The organism is Shewanella frigidimarina, from assembly GCF_003797125.1.
Taxonomy (GTDB): domain Bacteria; phylum Pseudomonadota; class Gammaproteobacteria; order Enterobacterales; family Shewanellaceae; genus Shewanella; species Shewanella frigidimarina.
Genome location: NZ_RKKE01000008.1, coordinates 26,178 through 46,359 on the forward strand (window position 1 = coordinate 26,178; position 20,182 = coordinate 46,359).

Genomic DNA, 20,182 nt, shown 5'->3' on the forward strand with positions numbered 1-20,182 from the left:
ATCTGTCACCTTTTCACAAAACGAATAACTATATTTCGGTCTTAAACTGTTTTACATTTAACTCTAAGCTTTTAGCAAGCTCTTCAAGTTGATAACTAGCCGCGGTAATTTTACCGGCTTCTTGCTGAGCCAATAATGCTGAATGAGTAATTTGAATAAAGTTTTGATTTATATCCGCTGCCACCACAGACTGCTGCTCTGCTGCTGTGGCAATTTGGATATTCATATCACTTATTTTAATTACAGATACATTTATAGCCTGTAATGATTCACCAGCATTTTTAGCTTGCTGAACACTGCTGTTGGCTTGATCTTGACCTTCGTTCATAACAGTCACGGCTTTAACAGAGCTGGCGCGCATGCTTTCAATTACAGCTTGAATTTGTCTTGTTGATTCTTGTGTGCGCTGAGCAAGATTACGCACTTCATCAGCAACAACAGCAAAACCGCGGCCTTGTTCACCTGCACGTGCAGCTTCAATGGCCGCATTTAAGGCCAATAAATTAGTTTGCTCTGCAATCCCTTGAATCACATCCAACACAGACCCAATTGATTTGCTGTCTTGTGACAGTAAATCAATGATCTGTGCCGCTTCACTTACTTTAGCGGCTAACGCATCAATATCTGTCTGTGTTTTAGTGACTTCAATCTGACCTACATTAAACTCATTTGTGGCCGTTTGTGAAAGTAGCGCTGCTTCACTAGTATGACTTGCCACTTCTGAAACAGTACTCGACATTTGGGTGATCGCAGCAGCACCATTATCGGTCGCTAATTTTTGATTATTGATGAGAAGTTCGTTTTGCTTTGCCGTTTGGTATAAATCTTTAGACGCCGCAAGTAACTTATTTGCGGCCAACATTGAATTTTGGGTTATGTCGGTCAGGTTAATTGTTAAATCCTGCACCGCACTTAATATACTCTGAGAAGAATTAACGGTTAATTTAACCGTTAGATCACCTGAAGCAATTTGTTGAATCACACTGGCTGCATATTCTGGTTCGCCGCCAATAATATTTTTTAAGCGCTTAACAGAAGTTAACGCCACCATACACCCAATAAATAGTGCAATGGCCGTTACAACTAGCATCACCGACTGAAAACTAGTTGTTTGCTCACGAGCTGCAGAGACTTGTAGTTGAATCTGCGCTTCTTGATAATCAATAAGCTTATTAATTCTTTTTAGCCACTCACTATATAATGGGGAAACGGTCACTAATAAGTGTTCTGTTGCAGCATCATTACGGCTTGAATTCACCATCTGTAACAAGGTTTCAGTAGCCGCTAGCGTAGTCACTTCAATGTCTTTAATCGCTTGTAGTAAGCTTAACTCTTCATTGCTATGCTGCACGTTGGCATACATACCCTTAAGGATTTGTGCTGCAGTTTGATAAAACTCGTTAAGACGAGAAATGTCATGCTGATGTTGTTGCGAAACAGCAGTATTTTTGACTAACACAGCATCTCGAATTGAGATGGCGCGATCATGCACACTGCCTCTGAAATTAATTGCTTGGCGCTGCTCTACAGCGGTTTGCTCCGACAACTGAGTTAAATTGTTGTCTGCAATACTGATTTTAACTAAACCAAATACAGTAATACCAACCATAATGATCAGTAAACTTGCAAAGCCAAAGTAAAGGCGACTTATTATTCTCATTGTTAAGACCTTTTGTGTAATTAAGTATATTGGTAATTTTCGGTGATATTTGAAGCGTATGATTGAGTCAATAAAATTAAAAACATGATTAACAAGCGCTAAAAACAACAGCTATCGGCAATTAAGACTCTGATTTTAGGTGGTAATTAAAATCAACGTCAATCAATAATGGTAATAGTGTAATTGATGTACAGTAGTTACCGAACATCATAACCAGTAAGGACTGGATAGTTGTTTCAATAATTTCAGCAATTCTTTTACGGCCTAACCTAAAGAGTGGACGTATAGAAAGCACGATAGCGATAGAATAATATTCTGCAATCAGCAAACTCAATACGCTTAGCGATGCTCCGCAGATCAATTTTTATCAAAGATTTCTGTCAATACATTTAGAGTCATAAGATTCAAATTAACCAACAAGATGTCGTAAATAGAAATACCTGTTGTCAAAATAGCAACTCGTACTTACAAACCTTTCAATCTATTATCCTTACAACATTAAGTGAGGGTTTTATGACTAGATTTATACTGTGTAGCTTTGCGTTGGTTCTGCTTTACCCCACTGCAATTGACCTTTACTTGGTTGGTTTACCGCAAATAGCCAAAGACTTAGGTGCAAGTGAGTCACAACTCCATATCGCTTTTTCTGTGTATTTAGCGGGTATGGCCACAACGATGGTATTTGCCGGTAAATTATCGGACGTTATCGGCAGACGACCCATAGCAATTACTGGCGCTATTATTTTTACATTAGCTTCGTTCATGGGCAGCACAGTAGAAAACAGCCAATCTTTTTTAATCGTCCGCTTTATTCAAGGTATTGGCGCAGGCAGTTGCTACGTGGTCGCCTTTGCTATTTTGCGTGACAAGCTGGACGATAAACGCAGAGCAAAAGTATTATCTATGGTCAATGGGATTACCTGCATCATGCCCGTTATCGCCCCGGTGATTGGTCATTTGATCATGCTTAGCTTTCCATGGCCAAGTCTGTTCATCACCATGGCGGCTATGGGCGGAATGGTGTGTTTAATGTCAGTATTTGTTTTAAAAGAAACCAATACTACACGCCAATCATCACGAGCTAATGTAACAACAGTCGAAACAATGGAACCAATGGAACCCCAACCAACAACTGCAACAGAATCCTTTTACCAACGATTCTTTTTAAGCCGACTAATCATTAGTGCCATTGCCGTTACAGCAATTCTTACGTTTGTAAATGTATCGCCAATGCTGATCATGAATATCATGGGCTTTAGCCGCGGCGAGTATTCAATTGCGATGGCACTAACGGCACTTGTTAGCATGCTCACCTCATTTGCTATGCCATTGGCGTTGTCATATATCAAGCAACATAGTTTGATGCTGGTATCTCAAATATTGTTTATCGCTGCCGCAGTCATCCTCGGGCAGACTCAACTCAGTACCGATAGCCAATTTATCAGTCTATTTGGTCTTAGTCTTATCTGTGCAGGATTTTCAATTGGGTTTGGTGTGGTAATGAGTCAAGCGCTTAGCCCATATCGTTATCGAGCGGGTGTCGCAAGTTCTATGCTCGGAGTGGCTCAAATTTGCAGTTCAGCTTTGTATATTTGGCTATTAGGCTTGCTTGGTATAAGTGCATTGAATATGCTGATATTAATCTTGCTAATGGGTGGTGTTATCAGCGCTGTTTTAATATTATTCATTCCCTCACCACTGCCGAGTATTTCCAATGAAGAAATCATTAGCACGCCTTGATCTAAACTTGCTGATCACTCTGCAACTGTTACTACAGGAGCTCAGCGTCACCAAAACAGCAAAAAAACTGAACGTGACACCGTCAACGGTGAGCAAATCTCTAAGCAAGTTACGAGAATGGTTTGACGACCCCTTGTTTATAAAAACACCTCATGGATTTAGCCCAACATCACTCGCCATCAGTATGGAACAAGAGCTTGCTGACTGGTTGCAAGTCAGCAGTCAAATACTCGCCAAACGCGGCGATGAGATCCCTAACGGTGTGCGCTTTAATCTTGCCATGGAATCGCCATTGCTGCTGACGATGTTTAATCAGCTTACACAGCAAATATTTCAGCAGTATCCAGACGCTAAAGTCAAAGTTCACAACTGGGACTATGACTCAATTGAGGCGATCATTCGAGGAGACGTCGACATAGGTTTTACTGGCCGAGAGAGCCACCCAAGATCAAAAGAATCGATTAAACTTTTACCTTACTTTATCAATTACGAAGTATTATTTACCGACCTCCCCTTAGTGTATTTACATAAAGATCACCCAGCCTTAAAAGAAGATTGGAATATTGATACTTTTGTAAAATATCCACAAATTAACATCACATGGGAAAAGTCTGACACCTGGGCATTAGATGAAGTGTTAATAGAAATGGGCTTAAGCCGTAATATTGAATTAACCATGGCCACGTTCGAACAATCTTTGTTTATGACAGCTCAGTCTGGTCACAACATGATTACCACTGCACCACAATATTGTCAGCACTACTGTCGTAATATACACCCAGATTTAGTGTGTTTACCCATTCCTGTCGACGAAGCATTACAAGATAAACTAATGATCCCCTTCACCATGATTTGGCATAAACGAAACAATCAAAATCCAAAAATAAAATGGTTAAGAGATGCGATAAAAGCCTTATATCGAGACCTTAACAATACCTACTTGCGTTAGTGTAGTGGCATTGTTATTTTGGCCACCTAAATAGAGTTGATATTCTTATCTCGTACATGACTTTAGGTGAACACATGAGATCGATAACCTACTACTTTATAAGCGCTGATGACGGTTACAGTTGTTGAAAAATAGCTTTCATATGCTTTCACACAAAGATCAACATACACTAAAGACTAACTCATAACGCTCATTTACAAATCCAAGGAGGAGACGCATTCCATAAATTAATCCACTCAGGGATTGAACTTGCTGGCATTGGTCTTGCTATACCGAAACCTTGTGCTAATTGACATCCCATTTTAAGTAATTGCCGACCATGCTCTTGGGTTTCAACCCCCTCTGCTATCACAGAACGACCGAAGGTTTTCGATAATTCAATGACACTTTTTACAATGGCTTGATCATCCATATCATCTAACATGTCAATGACAAAAGATTGATCTATTTTTATAACATCAGTCTTTAACTTTCTCAAATAGCTTAAAGATGAAAACCCCGTACCAAAATCATCTAACGAAAAACGTATCCCTAACTGTTTACATTGACTAATAACCTCAGCGATGTGCTGAGTATCTTTAATAATACTGGATTCTAAAATTTCAAATTCAAGCTGACCCGCTTGAAAACTAGTGTTGAGAAATAAGATTTCATTTAATTGTTTAATGAAATCTTCATGCTGAAGTTGTAATGGACTGACATTCACACTGATAGGTATAACTATTCCTAAGCGTCGCCATTCATTATGCTGCTTTATTGCTTGGTCAATTACCCATTTACCTAACTCAATTGCTAGAGGTTCTTCTTCAATGTAGGGCAAAAAGCGAAATGGTGACAAAAGACCTTCTGTCGGATGTTGCCAACGAATAAGGGCCTCTAAGCCTATGATTTCATTACTTTCCATATTGATTTTTGGTTGGTAGAATAACAAAAACTCATTGTTATTAAATCCATTGATTATGTATTCTAACTCTCGATACTGGAGTTTTATCGCTACATCATTTTCAAAGTCAAATTCATGAATGCAATTCTTTCCCTGCTCTTTAGCCCTATACATAGCCTGATCAGCATGACGAATAAGTATATCTGCGTGACTATTATCCTGCGGGAAAAACGTCACTCCAATACTCACAGTTATAGAAAGGCGCTTATTTTCAATAATAAATATTTCTGTTATTGAAGAAAGTATTCGCTGTAATATTTCTGTTGCTTGATGATGACTGTCTAAATCATCAAGAATCAAAACAAACTCATCGCCACCAAACCTGGCAAGAGTATCATCCTCTCGTATTGCAGTTTTAAACCTATTTGCAACAAGGCAAAGGAACTCATCTCCTATATCATGACCGTAAGCATCATTTACCTCTTTAAAGCCATCCAAGTCTAGGAAGGCTATAGCTATTTGTTTGCTATTACGCTGCGCTTTGATAAGCGCTTGCTGCATTCGATCAGCTAACAAATTTCTGTTTGGCAAATGTGTAAGTGGATCATAATTCGCTGCAAACTTTAACTTCTCATTTACTTCTTTTAATACCTGATTACTTTTTTCAAGTTTGCGTTGATTATTTTTTTCGTCGGTAATGTCTTGAAATATACCACTTAATTTTTCAGCAACACCATCGACATATGTAACATGACAGGTCGTTCTAACGTCAATCTTTTGTCCTTTGGTGGTATAAGTTTCAAGCTCTAAGTCATACTCTTCACCAAGTTGAATAGCAGCATCAAGCGCTTCTTGGAATAATTTTTTGGAATCGGGTAATAAATAACTTACCCCCATTTCAACGGTAGGAATATATTCTTGCGGAGTTGTTTCATAAATTCGGTAAGTTTCATCTGTCCAAATCAAGTCACCGTTATGCAAGTTGAGTTGCCAGCCACCTAGCTTGCCTATCTCTTGAGATTCTCTCAATAACTCGGTTGTGGTTGCAAGTAGTTCTTCCTGCCTCTTACGAAAGGTTATTTCTTGGTGCATGCCAATCATTCGTGTCGGTTTGCCTTCAACATCCCATGCAATAGCTTTACCTGTAGACAATACCCAAACATAATGACCGCTTTTGTGTTTTAAACGAACTTCTAACTCACAAAGTTCGCTTTGGCCTTGACAGTGGTAATCATAATTTTTAATTGCCTTAGGCAAATCATCTGGGTGTAATACATCTAGCCAAGTTTGGTAATCAACAGGCATTAACTCCGATAAGGTATACCCTATAATCTCAGCCCAACGTTCATTACAAACAAGACCATCATTTTCAACACGCCAATCCCAGACGCCAACATTAGTCGCATCTAAAACTAACTCATTAACCTCTTGGCTTATCGTATTCTTGTGCATGGCCTTTATACTGTTTGGGAAAAAGTTATGGATTTAACCAGCTTTTGTAAATAAGAACTTTTGCCTTTTAATGAACCACAAAAGTCTACTTATTACTGTTTTTTAACTTCAATACCAAAACAGTCATAACGAACAGATATTCTTTAATATAAGGTAAGCTTGATTAAGTATCAAAGCAAATCACTTAGTTAATGAGCGAAAAAACATTTTAATAAAACGACAAACAGGATGAGATTAGAGCTTCAAATTTTTACACTATATCCAAAATAAAAACGGTAGAACAAGACTGTGCCACCCATCCTCTGAACAACTAACATAGCTCATTTTCATTGCTTTGGCGGTAGCTCTGCTCGATGTACTCAACTCATCAACTTCAATCGACACATCCAAAAACTCGCTTTGAATTAGTGACTTATCGATCATCTACGGAATTCAGCACAGCTGAAAAACTTGATAGCAATCAAATATGAGGATGTGTTGTGTTTTTTTGGAGGGGATACTTAAGCGCACAGCCTGCGCTGGCAATTTGTGGTGCCTTGTCGTCGTTTTCGGTATAAATGCTCACAATATTCACTTAATGCAGGTAAAGCTCAAAATTGTTAATGAGGATGGATAGCTTGCTTTTAATAAAGAGGATCCTTTGGGCTCAAAATCCTATCTTGCGCCGCAATAAATAAGCCTTATATTTGTCGGTTTGGAATTTGGTCTTGAATCTTGAGGAGGGATAGCTTTCTTTTATAAAGAGGAACCCTATAGTTCAAAGTCCTATCTTTCGCCCAATAAAAAGGCTTTATATTTGTCGGTTTGGCATTTGGCCTTAAATCTTGCGGAGGGATAGCTTGCTTGTAATAAAGAGGAACCCGGGGTTCAGAGCCCTATCTTTCGCCCAATAAAAAGGCCCGCTATTTATAGCGGGCCTTTTTATTGAATGTGGCGGAGGGATAGGGATTTGAACCCTAGAACGGGATAAACCGTTGCCGGTTTTCAAGACCGGTGCATTCGACCACTCTGCCATCCCTCCGAACGGGCTGAATAATATAAGTAACTCGTTTGCTTGTAAACCATAAAGTTAAAAAAAACACCTGAGTGCATAGCATTTAATCAGCATGCTCATATTTCTGTCATCATTGAGACTTTTTTAATCAACACAAAACGCATTGGCGACTCTTTTATAGACTTGAATCACTTCAACAGCATCCAGGTAACCTAGAAGAGTTGAATCTGCTAAGGCTTTTGTGGTGCTTTATGCTAATATCATCTCATTATTTTCCGTTGTCGCAGCTAAATTACCACTATATGAATTCAACGCTACTGCCTAGTGCCAAACTCGCTCCTCAATATCATTTACCTGATGCATCGACTTCAGTTTCTTTTCCAAGCCATATACTACTTGGTCAAGAACGAGTGGTTGAAACATTCAAATTAATGAGCAAAACAAATTCGCAACATTTATTTCTTGCTGATTTTTTAGGGGTAGATAGATCACTATTTATTGATGCGTTGGTAACTCAAGCTAACACGCCTTCAAGTCATTACCTTGTTGCAACTAAAAAACAGCAAGAAGATACGGACATTCAGTTTAAGTGGCAACAAACACTCCCGCCTGAACATGTCGGCATTATTGCTAAACAAGAATCACTGTCCTGTTATTTACAAGGGACAATTCGCCGTGCTGATTTACTTGGCAGAATGCTTAAAACGGATAAATCCAGTGTTTATAAACCCGGTGCACTAGCGAAAAATCATTTCGTGTTTATTTGCTTAGCGTCATTATGGCAGCGTGAAAGCCTGTGGGATTTGTTGATGCAAATCATCCACGATGGCTTTTATCGTATCAATAATGAGTTAACCCCTATTCCACTGAATTGTAAGATTGTTCTTGTGGGCTCTGGTTTATCGTATAGCCAGCTTAGAGTTGAAGACCGAAACTTTAATCGCCATTTTCCATTGCTAGCTGAAATGAGCAATGAAGTTGATCTAACGCAGCATCCTGAATCGTCTTATGTGCAATGGTTGAACGTACTTGCCCAAGCAGAATCTGTTGAATTAGAACCATCAAGCTTATTACCATTATTTTGGTATAGCTCTCGTTTGGTTGAGCATCAACAACGCTTAAGTTTAAGTATGTTGGAGTTTAGGCAACTATTAGGTCAAGCAAAAGTGTATTCAGGTCAAGCTACATTGAATGCTGCAGCAATAGCTAAAGCACTGGAAAAATTAAAATTTCGCCACAATAGCTCTGAAATATATTCTGCTCAAAGTTTTGATGATAATTTCATCAATCTGCCAACTAAAGGCGCTATGGTAGGCCAAATTAATGCCCTTACAGTTATTGATACAGGCGATTATACCTATGGTGAGCCTGCCCGTATTACCTCATCAGTGCATTATGGTGATGGCGAAGTGGCAGATATTGAACGTAAATCAGAGTTGGGGGGCAATATTCATGCAAAAGGCATGATGATCCTATCTGCTTGCTTGTACCGAATTTTTGGTCGTGATGCGCCTCTTCATTTAAATGCAAATATTGTGTTTGAACAGTCTTACCAAGAAATTGATGGTGATAGTGCTTCACTCGCCGAGTATTGTTGTTTAATGTCTGCAATAGCAGAACACCCCATTATCCAAAGTTTAGCTGTTACAGGCGCATTAGATCAATTTGGCAATGTACAAGCGATTGGTGGTGTAAATGAGAAAATTGAAGGTTTCTTTAATTTATGTCAACGCCGCGGTTTAACGGGTGAACAAGGTGTTATTATGCCCAAGGCTAATGTATTACAGCTAAATCTTGAACCTGCTGTAATTGAAGCCATTGATAAAGGGTTATTTCATATCCATGCAATTGAACATATGGATCAAGCAGTTGAACTGCTGATGCAAATGCCTGCTGGAGTCGCTAATGAAGATAACGACTTTGCACCAGACACGCTTTACGGATTAGTACAACAACGTTTAGATAAATTAGCCGGTCAAGATGATGACGACGTGGAACTGAACTTTTTTGCTAAATTGTTAGCTAGATTACACATTATTTAGTGATCGGAGTTGTTTAGCTTACACGTGTTCGCTATCTTGTTAGTATTATCAGTCAATTAAGTGGTATCGATTTAAATGGAAAAAGCTAATAGTTTCACTAAAGAGCAACTTGTCGCATGTGGTCATGGCAATCTTTTAGGCCCAAATAGACCACGTTTACCTGTAGACAATATGTTGATGATTGACCGTATCATTACCATTAATGAAGATGGTGGTGCATTTGGTAAAGGTGAAATTATTGCCGAACTCGATATCACACCGGATCTATGGTTTTTTGATTGCCACTTTATCAGTGATCCTGTAATGCCTGGTTGTTTAGGTTTGGATGCTATGTGGCAACTTGTTGGTTTCTTCCTAGGCTGGGAAGGCGCTGAAGGTAAAGGTCGTGCATTAGGTGTGGGTGAAGTGAAATTTACCGGCCAAGTATTACCTGATGCAAAGAAAGTGACTTACAAGCTTAATATTAAACGTAAAATACACCGTAAATTGGTTATGGGTATAGCAGATGCCACTATGGAAGTTGATGGTCGTCAAATATACTCAGCAACTGATTTAAAAGTAGGTATTTTCAGTGATACATCAACTTTCTAGTTAAAACTACTTTACCTCAAAATACGTTGAACATGTTGCTCAATGCCCTCCGATCTGCATCGCGAGGGCATTTCATTAACTGTTACTTATTAAGTACTACTTGTTAAATAAGCCATTAAGACGACCGTCAATACCTTCACGCCATCCACCTAACCATTGAGACCGTGAATCCAGATTCGAATGGGGACAAACCTCCTTAGAACGCCCTCCTACTCCGGCTTGAAATCCTTTTGAAAATGCTCTGTCTAAACGATCTCTCTTCTGTCTTTTCATGCATGCGTCCTCTTCAGTGACAGGCTTCTGTTTGACATGATAAAGCTGAAGCCTTGCATATAGAAATAGATCGTTTTTTAGTCAAAATCAACCCAAAAAACCATCATTTTAATGATCTGTTATTAAGGTATTGAGAATTAGGTTAAAAAAAATCGAGGAATATTTCCTCGATTTATTTATGGTTCTAGACTACCCCCAGTTTGGGGTGCTAGATGACTGTGACTACACTGAGTCTATAATGACAGTTGAGCCTATTTTTTTACTCGACGACGCAACCATAATAATGGCAGAGTGAATAACCAAGCAAAACTGGCTGCACCTTTACGCTCATAAGCCTCTTCTTCAACTGTGTCTGAAGTAGTACATGCTTCACCAGCGGTTGGTTTCAAAATAACCATTCGCGGCAAATATGCTGTTACTGGAGCACCGTTTCCGTCTAGTTCAAATAGCGGTAGGTTATTTTCACCGACAAGCACATTACCAGTAGTTGCATCGGTTTGATATTGTGGCTTACGAATAAATGCAGTCCCTACAATCGTACCGTCTTCATTAATGCTATTGGCTTCTACAACTTGAATATCAGTGTCGTAAGTTAATATTTCACCAGTACCATCTTGAATACTCACTTGATGACGAGCCCACTCTCCATCAGTATTCTGTTCGTAACCTTTAGACCCACAGGTAAGGCGATCGTTTAGATTAAAAAATTCGCTGGTACTATTTTCAAATAGAAAACCGACTTTTGGACGAGGCTTTTCTTTGTCGTAAGTTGATTCAACATAACCGACAACTTGTCCTTTATTGTTGATATCTTTAGGTTTGCTACTTAAATCTGACAATGTGGTTTGGAAGTCATTCGGCGTAACAATCCCTTGTTCTGGATTGTTAGTGTCTAATGTGAAGAATTTATCACGCAAATAGCCACCAATATATTTGCGATAACTGCCGACTAAAATACCATTATCATTAATATCATATGCGATAGAGCTAGTGACTTCATTCTCCATATCTACCCAATTATATTGATATTCACCACTGGCATTCTTTTTCCAGTAAGCCGCATCAAAATATAATTTATCGGTGTCACCGTTACGATAAACATGTGACCGGCCAGCCACATCATCATTCCCGTTAACACCTAATGCTTGGGCGGTGTAAATTAACGTTGAGTCCGTTGCAGGGGTTAAGCCTAACGGTAATTCAGTACGTTCTGGTACTCCGGCATCGTCTATGTTATTTAAATCCCACACTAAAGCGCGTGTTTGATAAATAATATAACGACGGCTGTTAGCGTCTGGGTACTCATAACCTTGAATACAAATAGCGAGTGGCGTAGGGTTATCTGCATCGGTGTCTTCTGCAGTTGTAATACAGCTATCTACACGGTCAACACTCGATGAAGCCAATGCAGTACTACCATAACCAACAACAAGGTTATTTTCATTTACATCGGCAGCAACAGACGAACCACCTAACTCAACGGTAGCAGCACTAGTATCTGCATCTTGTTCACGAACATAGGTTGTGTAAGGAGGTATTAATGAAAATTCGACATCATCTTTTACTGCAATGGCACGAAGTTCAAAGTCACGATAATACCAAAGCTCTTGTGTTGTGCTTGTACCTTCATAAGCCAAGGTCTTTTGCTCACCAGTATAAGCACCTACTTTGGTGCCATTACTGTTAAGACCATAGAAGAAAGTATCAATTGAATTAACAACAAGTTCACCATCACTGTCTACGTCAGTAGGATTAGTCGTACCAGCTAAGCTATAAAATGTAGGTTTCCAAGCACCTTCAGCGGCATTTGCGCTAGTCGTGACGGTAAAGTTATTTGCTTCTATTGGCTTTAATACTGAATAGGTAATTTCTTCTGCATCAGAAATACCATCTTCAACATCAATGATGCCGCCTTCAATGTCTTCGGTGCTAAGTTTCTTTTTACCTTTTGAAATACCGACAACTTCGTCTTGACTGTTCACAGCCATGGCATAGCCATTACGTGTACCGTCAATAGTGCCATTTAGGTCGAAATCTTCAATATTAACAATTTCATATACTGGCGCAGCTTGAACTGTTCCAATCACACTTAATACACCTATCGCAACAAGGGATAAGGCTTTATCAAACTTTAACTTCATGTAACTATTCCTGTTTTATTATGCTTTACTTCAGTGACTCAAGCTCTTCCCATCGCTCGAAGCAAACTTCTAAATTCTGTTCTTTTTCTGCCAACAACTGCAGTGCTTTATTGACCAAATCCTGCGGTTGATTATAAAAATCAGCACCCGCTATTGTTTGCTGCAATTGGGCAATATCTTGTTCGAGCTGTTCCATTTGGCTCGGAAGCGTATCTAATTCTTTTTGCAATTTATAAGACAGTTTTTTGACTGCTTTCTCAGGGATACTGACAGGCTTTGTTTCAACCACTGCGGTAGGTTGGACAACATTAGTTGCAACAGGTTCCTCAGAATAAAACTTTGCACCTTGAGCAACAGCATCATGGTAACCACCAACATACTCAGCCCATTGTCCATTGCCCGCAAACCACCAACTGCTAGTAACGGTATTGTCGATAAATGCTCTATCGTGGCTCACGATAAGTAATGTACCAGCAAAATCAGCAAGTAGTGACTCTAACAACTCTAACGTCTCAATATCAAGATCGTTTGTTGGTTCATCGAGAATAATTAAATTGGCAGGGCGTAATAATAATCTCGCCAATAACAAACGGTTCTTTTCACCACCAGAAAGTGCTTTTACCGGAGTACGAGCACGCATTGGCGAGAATAAGAAATCTTGTAGATAGCTTAGAATATGGCGATCTTGGCCATTAATGGTGACGGTACTTTTACCCTCACCAACGTTTTCTTCTACTGTTTTTTCTGGATCAAGCGCTTCACGATACTGGTCAAAATAGGCAACGTCTAGCTTAGTACCGACTTTAATTTCGCCAGATTGAGGCTGTAGTTTTTCAATTAACAGTTTGATTAGCGTTGATTTACCGCAACCATTTGGGCCAATTAACGCTATGCGGTCACCACGTATAACAGTAGTACTGAAATCTTTAACTAAGTTTTTATCCGGTAAATTATAATTAACATTTTTAATATCAAATACTAACTTACCAGAACGTTCGTTATCAGATACCGACATTTTGGCGTTACCTTGACGGTTTAAGCGTTCACTACGTTCGGTACGTAGAGCTTTTAACGCTCGAACACGTCCTTCATTTCGAGTACGACGTGCTTTAACACCTTGACGGATCCAGGTTTCTTCGTCGGCAAGTTTCTTATCAAAATGAGCGTTTTTCTCAGCTTCAACTCGTAACCATTCTTGCTTACCATCTAAATAAGCTTGGTAGTTACCTGGAAATGAGATCACGACACCACGATCTAAATCGACGATACGCGTTGCCATTCTTTGAATAAAACCACGGTCATGGCTGACAAATACTATGGCGCCTTTAAAGCTTAATAAAAATTGCTCTAACCACTCAATAGTATCGATATCTAAATGGTTTGTAGGTTCGTCAAGTAACAATAAATCAGGATTAACAACAAGTGCACGAGCTAACGCCACTTTACGCTGCCAACCACCAGACAATTCATTTAATGGCTTATCAGGATCAAGGCCTAACAATTGACAGTTTTGGATAATGCGTGAATCTAATTGCCAGCCGTCATTGTGATCTAATACTTCTTGAAGACGCTGCATTTGATTCAGCATACGATCCATTTGCTCAGGATTCGCATCTGCAACATCATGAGATAATTGATGATACTGTTCTAATGCTTCACCAATTTCTTTCAAACCCGCCGCTATATAAGAGTAAACCGATCCAGTTTCTGCTTTAGGAGGGTCTTGCTGTAAACGGCTAACGTTAACGTCATTTGCAATATTAAACTCACCATCATCAAGTAATACATCACCTGATAATACTTTCATTAAACTTGATTTACCGGCGCCATTACGCCCGACGATACATACGCGCTCACCAGGTTCAATGGTAAAGTCTGCATTTAACAGCAAAGGAATGTAACCGTAGGCTAACGAGCCATTATTAATCCGTACCAGACTCAATCTAAACTCCTAAAAATTCTTGTAATTGTGCGGCATCGAAAGGCCAGAATAACTCACGTTCGCCCTGTACAAATACAGGAATGCTCATGCCATAACGCTCAGCAAGTGATGCGTTATCACAAATATCGATGTGCTGATAATTTATTGCGGTTTGGTCAACCAATACTTGTGCTATATCACACAGATGGCAACCCTCTGTGTGATATAGCACATAAGCGACTGAACTATTTTTTTGCATGTGTCAGTAGCCACACATTATGGATATGTGGATTACGTTTATAATCCAGCGGTAAACATAAATGGTCGATATTAGTCACGTCGATACCAGCTTGGTTCAACGCTTCGATATCCATTTTAAATTTACGTTTGTTATTTGAGAAAATAAGCTCGCCATTTGGAGAAAGCAACTTAATTAACCCGCCCAACATCTCTGCATGGTCGCGTTGCACATCCCAACTGTCTTCCATACGTTTTGAATTTGAAAACGTCGGAGGGTCGATAAAAATGAGTTCATATTTTTGATGACTATTATCTTTTATCCACTGCAAACAGTCTGCCTGTATAAAATCGTATTTAGCACCAGACAAACCATTTAAGGCAAAGTTTTCTTTGGCCCAATTGATGTAGGTATTAGACATGTCGATGGTGGTAACTGATTTAGCTCCGCCAATCGCAGCATGGACTGATGCAGACCCCGTGTAAGCGAATAAATTGAGGACATTTTTGCCTTTAGCTTTATCGCCAACCAATTTACGTGTAACACGGTGATCGAGAAACAAACCAGTATCGAGATAACCGGTTAAGTTAAGTTTAAATTTAGCACCATATTCTTCAGTGATAACTTCAACTTTACGTTCGTCAATTTTTTGATACTGGTTAGCACCCTTCTGACGTTCACGAGTTTTCAAGGTGATACGATCAGGATGAATCCCTAAGGCACCTGGCAACGCTAAAAGCACATCACTAATACGGCGTTTGGTCACCGCTTCAGGAATAGTTGCTGGAGCTGAATATTCTTGAATAACAACATAATCGACGTATCTATCAATGGCGACGTTGTATTCAGGTAAATCAGCATCATATAAACGATAACTGTCTATGCGCTCTTTTTTAGCCCATTTCTCAAACTGTTTAACATTCTTTTTAATACGATTCGCAAATGCTGGCGCAATGTCGATAATATCAACACCTTCAGGCAATTCAGGCACGTCGCGGCGGGTACTGTTGGCGTGTAAGGTATAAATGTTAAAAGCACATTCTAATGCGCCGTTGAACATTTTCATCTGCTTATCAGCTTTTAGTTTAAGCGATGATATAAGTTCAACATCACTGCACAACATAGCTATTTTCCAGCCACCAAACTCTTTTTTAAACTTATCACCGAGTTGGTAATAAAGTTGTAAAAGCTCGGTCACATTACCCAAACGCTCACCGTAAGGCGGGTTAGAAATCAAAAAGCCTTCACTTACAGGAGGCGTTACATCGAGCGCATCTGACACACTAAATTCAATTAATTCAGCAACACCAGCATTCTCAGCATTACGCTTAGCGATAGAAATCAGGTGAGGTTCGATGTCTGAACCGTAAAATTTAAGCTTACAACGCGTTTTGCCCAATGTTGCACGCGCTTGAGCTTCGTCAAAAATAACCTGCCACATTGCTTTATTGTGACTCTGCCAATTTTCGAAACCAAATTTCTCACGTTTTAGTCCAGGCGCAATATCAGCAGCCATTAATGCCGCTTCTATTAGTACCGTGCCACTACCGCAAAATGGGTCAAGCACAGTAATAGGATTAGCTTGCCAACCACTGCGTACCAACATATTGGCAGCGAGATTTTCTTTTAATGGTGCTTCGCCCGTAGTTGAACGGTATCCACGTTGGTGTAAAGAAGCGCCTGAGAAATTCATCGAAATAGTCAGTTGCCCATTACGATAATGGGCATCAATTTTAAAATCTGGATTGACACGTTCTACATCGGGACGAGGAGTACCATCATCACGAAAACGGTCAACAACAGCATCTTTAATTTTCAGCGCACCAAATTGAGTGTTATTAATGAAACCACCCGTGCCGTGAAAATCAATACTGAAGGTTTTTTTATGGGAAAAATGCGATGGCCAATCAATGCAGTATGCTGCGTTATAAAGTTGCTCAGCAGAATCACAAGCTCCTTTATAGATGACTAATACGATACGGCTCGCTAAACGAGTCCATAATGTAATGCGATAAGCCAGCTCTAATGAAGCAGAAAAATATACTCCAGCAACACTTTCTTTAACATCGGTTGCTCCGAACTCTTTAAGTTCAGAAGCAAGGCTATATTCGAAACCCTTTGGGGCTGCAGCAAAAAAATTAAACATGTATTAGTCAGTCATCGGTTACGCAAAATTCAGTGCAGCATTATACCTGCTCAAACACATAACCCCAACGACTTATCGAAATGGACGGTTAAAATCCCTTATTTTTGGGTTAATTTGGCAATATTGTACGATAAAGCAGTGACTCGCTTATTTTACCAGCAAACAAATAGCTATCGCCTAGATTTTACTTGCAAATATAAACGGGGATCGCTATAGTTCGCCCCGCTTTGAAGCAGACCGTTAAACACGCTAACTAGTAAGTTTAATAAGATGAATTAAAGCAGCGTCAATCGGACGCGGGATGGAGCAGTTGGTAGCTCGTCGGGCTCATAACCCGAAGGTCGTAGGTTCAAGTCCTACTCCCGCAACCATTTCTTTAATCAATAGAATAAAAATAATTGATAGCGTTTTTCGGACGCGGGATGGAGCAGTTGGTAGCTCGTCGGGCTCATAACCCGAAGGTCGTAGGTTCAAGTCCTACTCCCGCAACCATTTCTTTAGTCAATAGAATAAAAATAATTGATAGCGTCAATCGGACGCGGGATGGAGCAGTTGGTAGCTCGTCGGGCTCATAACCCGAAGGTCGTAGGTTCAAGTCCTACTCCCGCAACCATTTCTTTAGTCAATAGAATAAAAACAATTGATAGCGTTTTATCGGACGCGGGATGGAGCAGTTGGTAGCTCGTCGGGCTCATAACCCGAAGGTCGTAGGTTCAAGTCCTACTCCCGCAACCATTTCTTTAGTCAATAGAATAAAAATAATTGATAGTGTTTTCGGACGCAGGATAGAGCAGTTGATAATTTGTCGGGCTCAGCTTTTTATAAATAAAGAGTCGAAGGTCGTAGTTTTTATCAAGTCCTACTCCCGCAACCATTTCTTTAGTCAATAGAATAAAAACAATTGATAGCGTTTTATCGGACGCAGGATAGAGCAGTTGATAACTTGTCGGGCTCAGCTTTTTATAAATAAAGAGTCGAAGGTCGTAGTTTTTATCAAGTCCTACTCCCGCAACCATTTCTTTAATCAATAGAATAAAAATAATTGATAGCGTTTTATCGGACGCGGGATGGAGCAGTTGGTAGCTCGTCGGGCTCATAACCCGAAGGTCGTAGGTTCAAGTCCTACTCCCGCAACCATTTTATATTCGTAATGTCTTCTTTTACCTAAAATCTCATCATAAAATCAATTTCTTACTCGTCGGACTCAGCTTTTATAAAAAAAGAGTCGAAGGTCGTAGATTTTTATCAAGTCCTACTCCCGCAACCATTTTCTATTGTTATACCTTTCCTTGTAATTTCCCTGCTTTAATTATCTGCACCTAGAACTATATCTTTATCGTGCCCCTATTTTTATATTTTAACCTCAATCTCACATCTTAATTAATTTTTATAGCTCGTCCAGAGAGTATGAAATGATTAATGTCACTCGCCGGACTCAAAAAATAAAAGCTGTTATGAGCCCAGACGACATTTATATCCCCAGCCCCAAAAATATTAACGTCATCAGTTGAGTCTCTTTCTAGTGCGTTATTTTGATGTTGGTAGCGATAATTTCCACCAACTCAGCATCCCACCTTCAAGTTGATATACATCAGAAAATCCAAACTGTTTAAGTTTTCTAACCCCAGGGATACTGCGATGGGCAGAGAGACATATCACGACAGTTGTTATCTCTGGTGATAATTCAAGATGCTTTATCGCATCAATAGAAAGCGACGTGATAGGCAGATTTATCGAGCCTTCTATATGTGACCTGTCCCATTCCATTTTTGAGCGCACATCAATAATCTGAACATCATTTTTCTGGAGTCTTTTATATACGCCTTGAGCATGCATTTCAGGTACCTTACCAAACGGTAACCATTGACAGATTTTGGTTAATATCGACATCTATGAATTCCTAATATTGATTTTTAATGTGCTTGCCTAACAAAGCTTGATTCAGAAGCGTTCATTGCCAAGCCATAAAGCTAAATATTGGCAAGTTAACTTTTATGGAAAACATCATCATGAATGGCGATTGCCTTTCCTATCTCTAATGTCTACCACACAAGTCGTTTCATCAAGCTTTGATCCACTATTTATATTACCGACTTGAAATCTGACATTAAACAACAATCAAGAAACCGAGCTTTTTGAAAAAAAGCTCTGGGACTACATAATACAGCAGCATTATATTAACTATGCGATCATGCAGCACTGGCATGCTCTATTTACAGTCACTGTTGTCGACGATTTTGCGCTACAACACATCAATAAAAATGCCGAATGATTTCTCATTCGGCATTATCTAAAGTGCAATACAGTTACTTCAACCAGTGTTTCACTTTGGTACGATTATTATTGTCTCGGCTTTGCTTAATCAATTCATCATCAGCTTTAATTTGAGTCGTTTTAGCCAAACGGTCATAGAGTAAAACATTCACTGATGCAGCTAAATTCATACACCCTAAAGTCGGCACATACACAACATCACCAGCAGCATCAATTAATTGCTGTGGGATAGTGCCATCTTCTGGACCGAATATATAAAAGGCATTATCTGGATGAATAAATAAAGGCAACGGCGTCGCCCCAACAACAAGATCAACACAGACTATCGTTGCGCCATCAGGCACACTATCAAGTAGTGACTCGACGCCAACTAAAGGGATACGCTTGGCTGCATCTTTAGTGTCCACATCGTATTGGGCATCACCCGACTTAGCCGCTAATTCGTAGCGTTTGCCTGTATAGCAAACATTATCTACACCGTAGCAACCTGCTGCTCGCATAATACCGCCAACATTGACCGGCGTTTTTGGGTTAACTAAACCAATAGTAACGTGTTGCAAAGAGGTATTTACCATAAAAGCTGTTTATCTAATCCAAGTTATGCCGCTTGAGCAACAATACGTTGACGTAACTGCTGCCATGCAGCTTCCACTAATGAAAAATCATGTTCGTCTAATTCTTCATTTGCCAACGCAAGACATTTAACCAACTTTAGATCAAGTGCAGGTAAATCTTGTTCAGGTTCGACTTCTAATTCTGCTAATACAACGGCTACGTGGCCTTGTAAATAACCACAAGCAAATAACGCATCGTCATCGCTGTGGCTAACGCTGTCTTCAATCCAAGACTCTAATGCTGCATCGTACTGTTCTAACATG

At 39.6% G+C, this 20,182-nt stretch carries 14 protein-coding genes, 6 tRNA genes and 2 pseudogenes; 11 read left to right on the forward strand and 11 right to left on the reverse strand.

Features of this window, described 5'->3' with window-relative positions:
- Positions 1-28 precede the first annotated feature (28 nt).
- Positions 29-1,660 carry a methyl-accepting chemotaxis protein gene (locus EGC86_RS18470; protein ID WP_123778527.1) on the reverse strand — a complete coding sequence of 544 codons (1,632 nt, stop codon included), beginning with the start codon at positions 1,658-1,660 and terminating at the stop codon, positions 29-31.
- Positions 1,661-2,173: 513 nt separating this feature from the next.
- Here EGC86_RS18470 and EGC86_RS18475 point away from each other — a divergent pair.
- Positions 2,174-3,400: an MFS transporter gene (locus EGC86_RS18475; protein WP_123778528.1), complete on the forward strand. Its 1,227-nt coding sequence runs from the start codon at positions 2,174-2,176 to the stop codon at positions 3,398-3,400.
- Positions 3,375-4,349 (forward strand): HTH-type transcriptional regulator YidZ, encoded by a 975-nt coding sequence (yidZ, locus tag EGC86_RS18480; protein WP_123778529.1) that lies wholly within the window; start codon positions 3,375-3,377, stop codon positions 4,347-4,349. Before EGC86_RS18475 ends, yidZ begins: the two co-directional genes overlap by 26 nt.
- A gap of 190 nt (positions 4,350-4,539) precedes the next feature.
- Here the strand turns inward: yidZ and EGC86_RS18485 are convergent, their stop codons facing one another.
- Together EGC86_RS18485 and EGC86_RS18490 are read right to left on the reverse strand one after the other, a co-directional pair.
- A complete protein-coding gene (locus EGC86_RS18485; protein ID WP_123778530.1) occupies positions 4,540-6,684 on the reverse strand; it encodes a putative bifunctional diguanylate cyclase/phosphodiesterase in 2,145 nt (714 codons plus the stop codon).
- 931 nt (positions 6,685-7,615) lie between these two features.
- A tRNA-Ser gene (locus EGC86_RS18490) sits at positions 7,616-7,705 on the reverse strand.
- 275 nt (positions 7,706-7,980) lie between these two features.
- On the opposite strand from EGC86_RS18490, the gene EGC86_RS18495 reads away from it, so the two are divergent.
- Together EGC86_RS18495 and fabA are read left to right on the forward strand one after the other, a co-directional pair.
- Entirely contained in the window at positions 7,981-9,720 is a 1,740-nt protein-coding gene (locus EGC86_RS18495; RefSeq protein WP_041413633.1) for an AAA family ATPase, read from the forward strand.
- 75 nt (positions 9,721-9,795) lie between these two features.
- A complete protein-coding gene (gene fabA / locus EGC86_RS18500; RefSeq protein WP_011638105.1) occupies positions 9,796-10,311 on the forward strand; it encodes a bifunctional 3-hydroxydecanoyl-ACP dehydratase/trans-2-decenoyl-ACP isomerase in 516 nt (171 codons plus the stop codon).
- Positions 10,312-10,407: 96 nt separating this feature from the next.
- Here the strand turns inward: fabA and rmf are convergent, their stop codons facing one another.
- The 5 genes from rmf to rlmKL all read right to left on the reverse strand — a co-directional run bounded on the left by rmf (position 10,408) and on the right by rlmKL (position 17,030).
- Positions 10,408-10,584, reverse strand: a complete 177-nt coding sequence (rmf, locus tag EGC86_RS18505) for a ribosome modulation factor (protein WP_011638106.1) — start codon at positions 10,582-10,584, stop codon at positions 10,408-10,410.
- 251 nt (positions 10,585-10,835) lie between these two features.
- A complete protein-coding gene (locus EGC86_RS18510) occupies positions 10,836-12,725 on the reverse strand; it encodes a DUF3466 family protein (protein ID WP_123778531.1) in 1,890 nt (629 codons plus the stop codon).
- A gap of 25 nt (positions 12,726-12,750) precedes the next feature.
- Positions 12,751-14,667, reverse strand: coding sequence for an ABC transporter ATP-binding protein (locus EGC86_RS18515; RefSeq protein WP_123778532.1), 1,917 nt, complete (start codon positions 14,665-14,667; stop codon positions 12,751-12,753).
- A 1-nt stretch (position 14,668) separates the two neighbouring features.
- Entirely contained in the window at positions 14,669-14,905 is a 237-nt protein-coding gene (locus EGC86_RS18520) for a glutaredoxin family protein (RefSeq protein WP_011638109.1), read from the reverse strand.
- Positions 14,892-17,030 carry a bifunctional 23S rRNA (guanine(2069)-N(7))-methyltransferase RlmK/23S rRNA (guanine(2445)-N(2))-methyltransferase RlmL gene (rlmKL, locus tag EGC86_RS18525; protein ID WP_011638110.1) on the reverse strand — a complete coding sequence of 713 codons (2,139 nt, stop codon included), beginning with the start codon at positions 17,028-17,030 and terminating at the stop codon, positions 14,892-14,894. The genes EGC86_RS18520 and rlmKL overlap by 14 nt, the downstream gene beginning before the upstream one ends.
- Positions 17,031-17,325: 295 nt before the next feature.
- Here rlmKL and EGC86_RS18530 point away from each other — a divergent pair.
- From EGC86_RS18530 to EGC86_RS18555, 7 genes and pseudogenes are all read left to right on the forward strand, one after another.
- A tRNA-Met gene (locus EGC86_RS18530) sits at positions 17,326-17,401 on the forward strand.
- Positions 17,402-17,446: 45 nt separating this feature from the next.
- Positions 17,447-17,522: transfer RNA gene (locus EGC86_RS18535), tRNA-Met, on the forward strand.
- A 45-nt stretch (positions 17,523-17,567) separates the two neighbouring features.
- A tRNA-Met gene (locus EGC86_RS18540) sits at positions 17,568-17,643 on the forward strand.
- A gap of 46 nt (positions 17,644-17,689) precedes the next feature.
- A tRNA-Met gene (locus EGC86_RS18545) sits at positions 17,690-17,765 on the forward strand.
- 44 nt (positions 17,766-17,809) lie between these two features.
- Positions 17,810-17,904: pseudogene (locus EGC86_RS20910) on the forward strand.
- A gap of 46 nt (positions 17,905-17,950) precedes the next feature.
- Positions 17,951-18,045: pseudogene (locus tag EGC86_RS20915) on the forward strand.
- A 46-nt stretch (positions 18,046-18,091) separates the two neighbouring features.
- A tRNA-Met gene (locus EGC86_RS18555) sits at positions 18,092-18,167 on the forward strand.
- Positions 18,168-18,557: 390 nt separating this feature from the next.
- Here the strand turns inward: EGC86_RS18555 and EGC86_RS18560 are convergent.
- The 3 genes from EGC86_RS18560 to EGC86_RS18570 all read right to left on the reverse strand — a co-directional run bounded on the left by EGC86_RS18560 (position 18,558) and on the right by EGC86_RS18570 (position 20,181).
- Positions 18,558-18,920 (reverse strand): rhodanese-like domain-containing protein, encoded by a 363-nt coding sequence (locus EGC86_RS18560; RefSeq protein ID WP_123778534.1) that lies wholly within the window; start codon positions 18,918-18,920, stop codon positions 18,558-18,560.
- A 416-nt stretch (positions 18,921-19,336) separates the two neighbouring features.
- Positions 19,337-19,879: an RNA methyltransferase gene (locus EGC86_RS18565; protein WP_123778535.1), complete on the reverse strand. Its 543-nt coding sequence runs from the start codon at positions 19,877-19,879 to the stop codon at positions 19,337-19,339.
- 23 nt (positions 19,880-19,902) lie between these two features.
- Positions 19,903-20,181 (reverse strand): YfcL family protein, encoded by a 279-nt coding sequence (locus EGC86_RS18570; protein WP_059744468.1) that lies wholly within the window; start codon positions 20,179-20,181, stop codon positions 19,903-19,905.
- Position 20,182 lies beyond the last annotated feature (1 nt).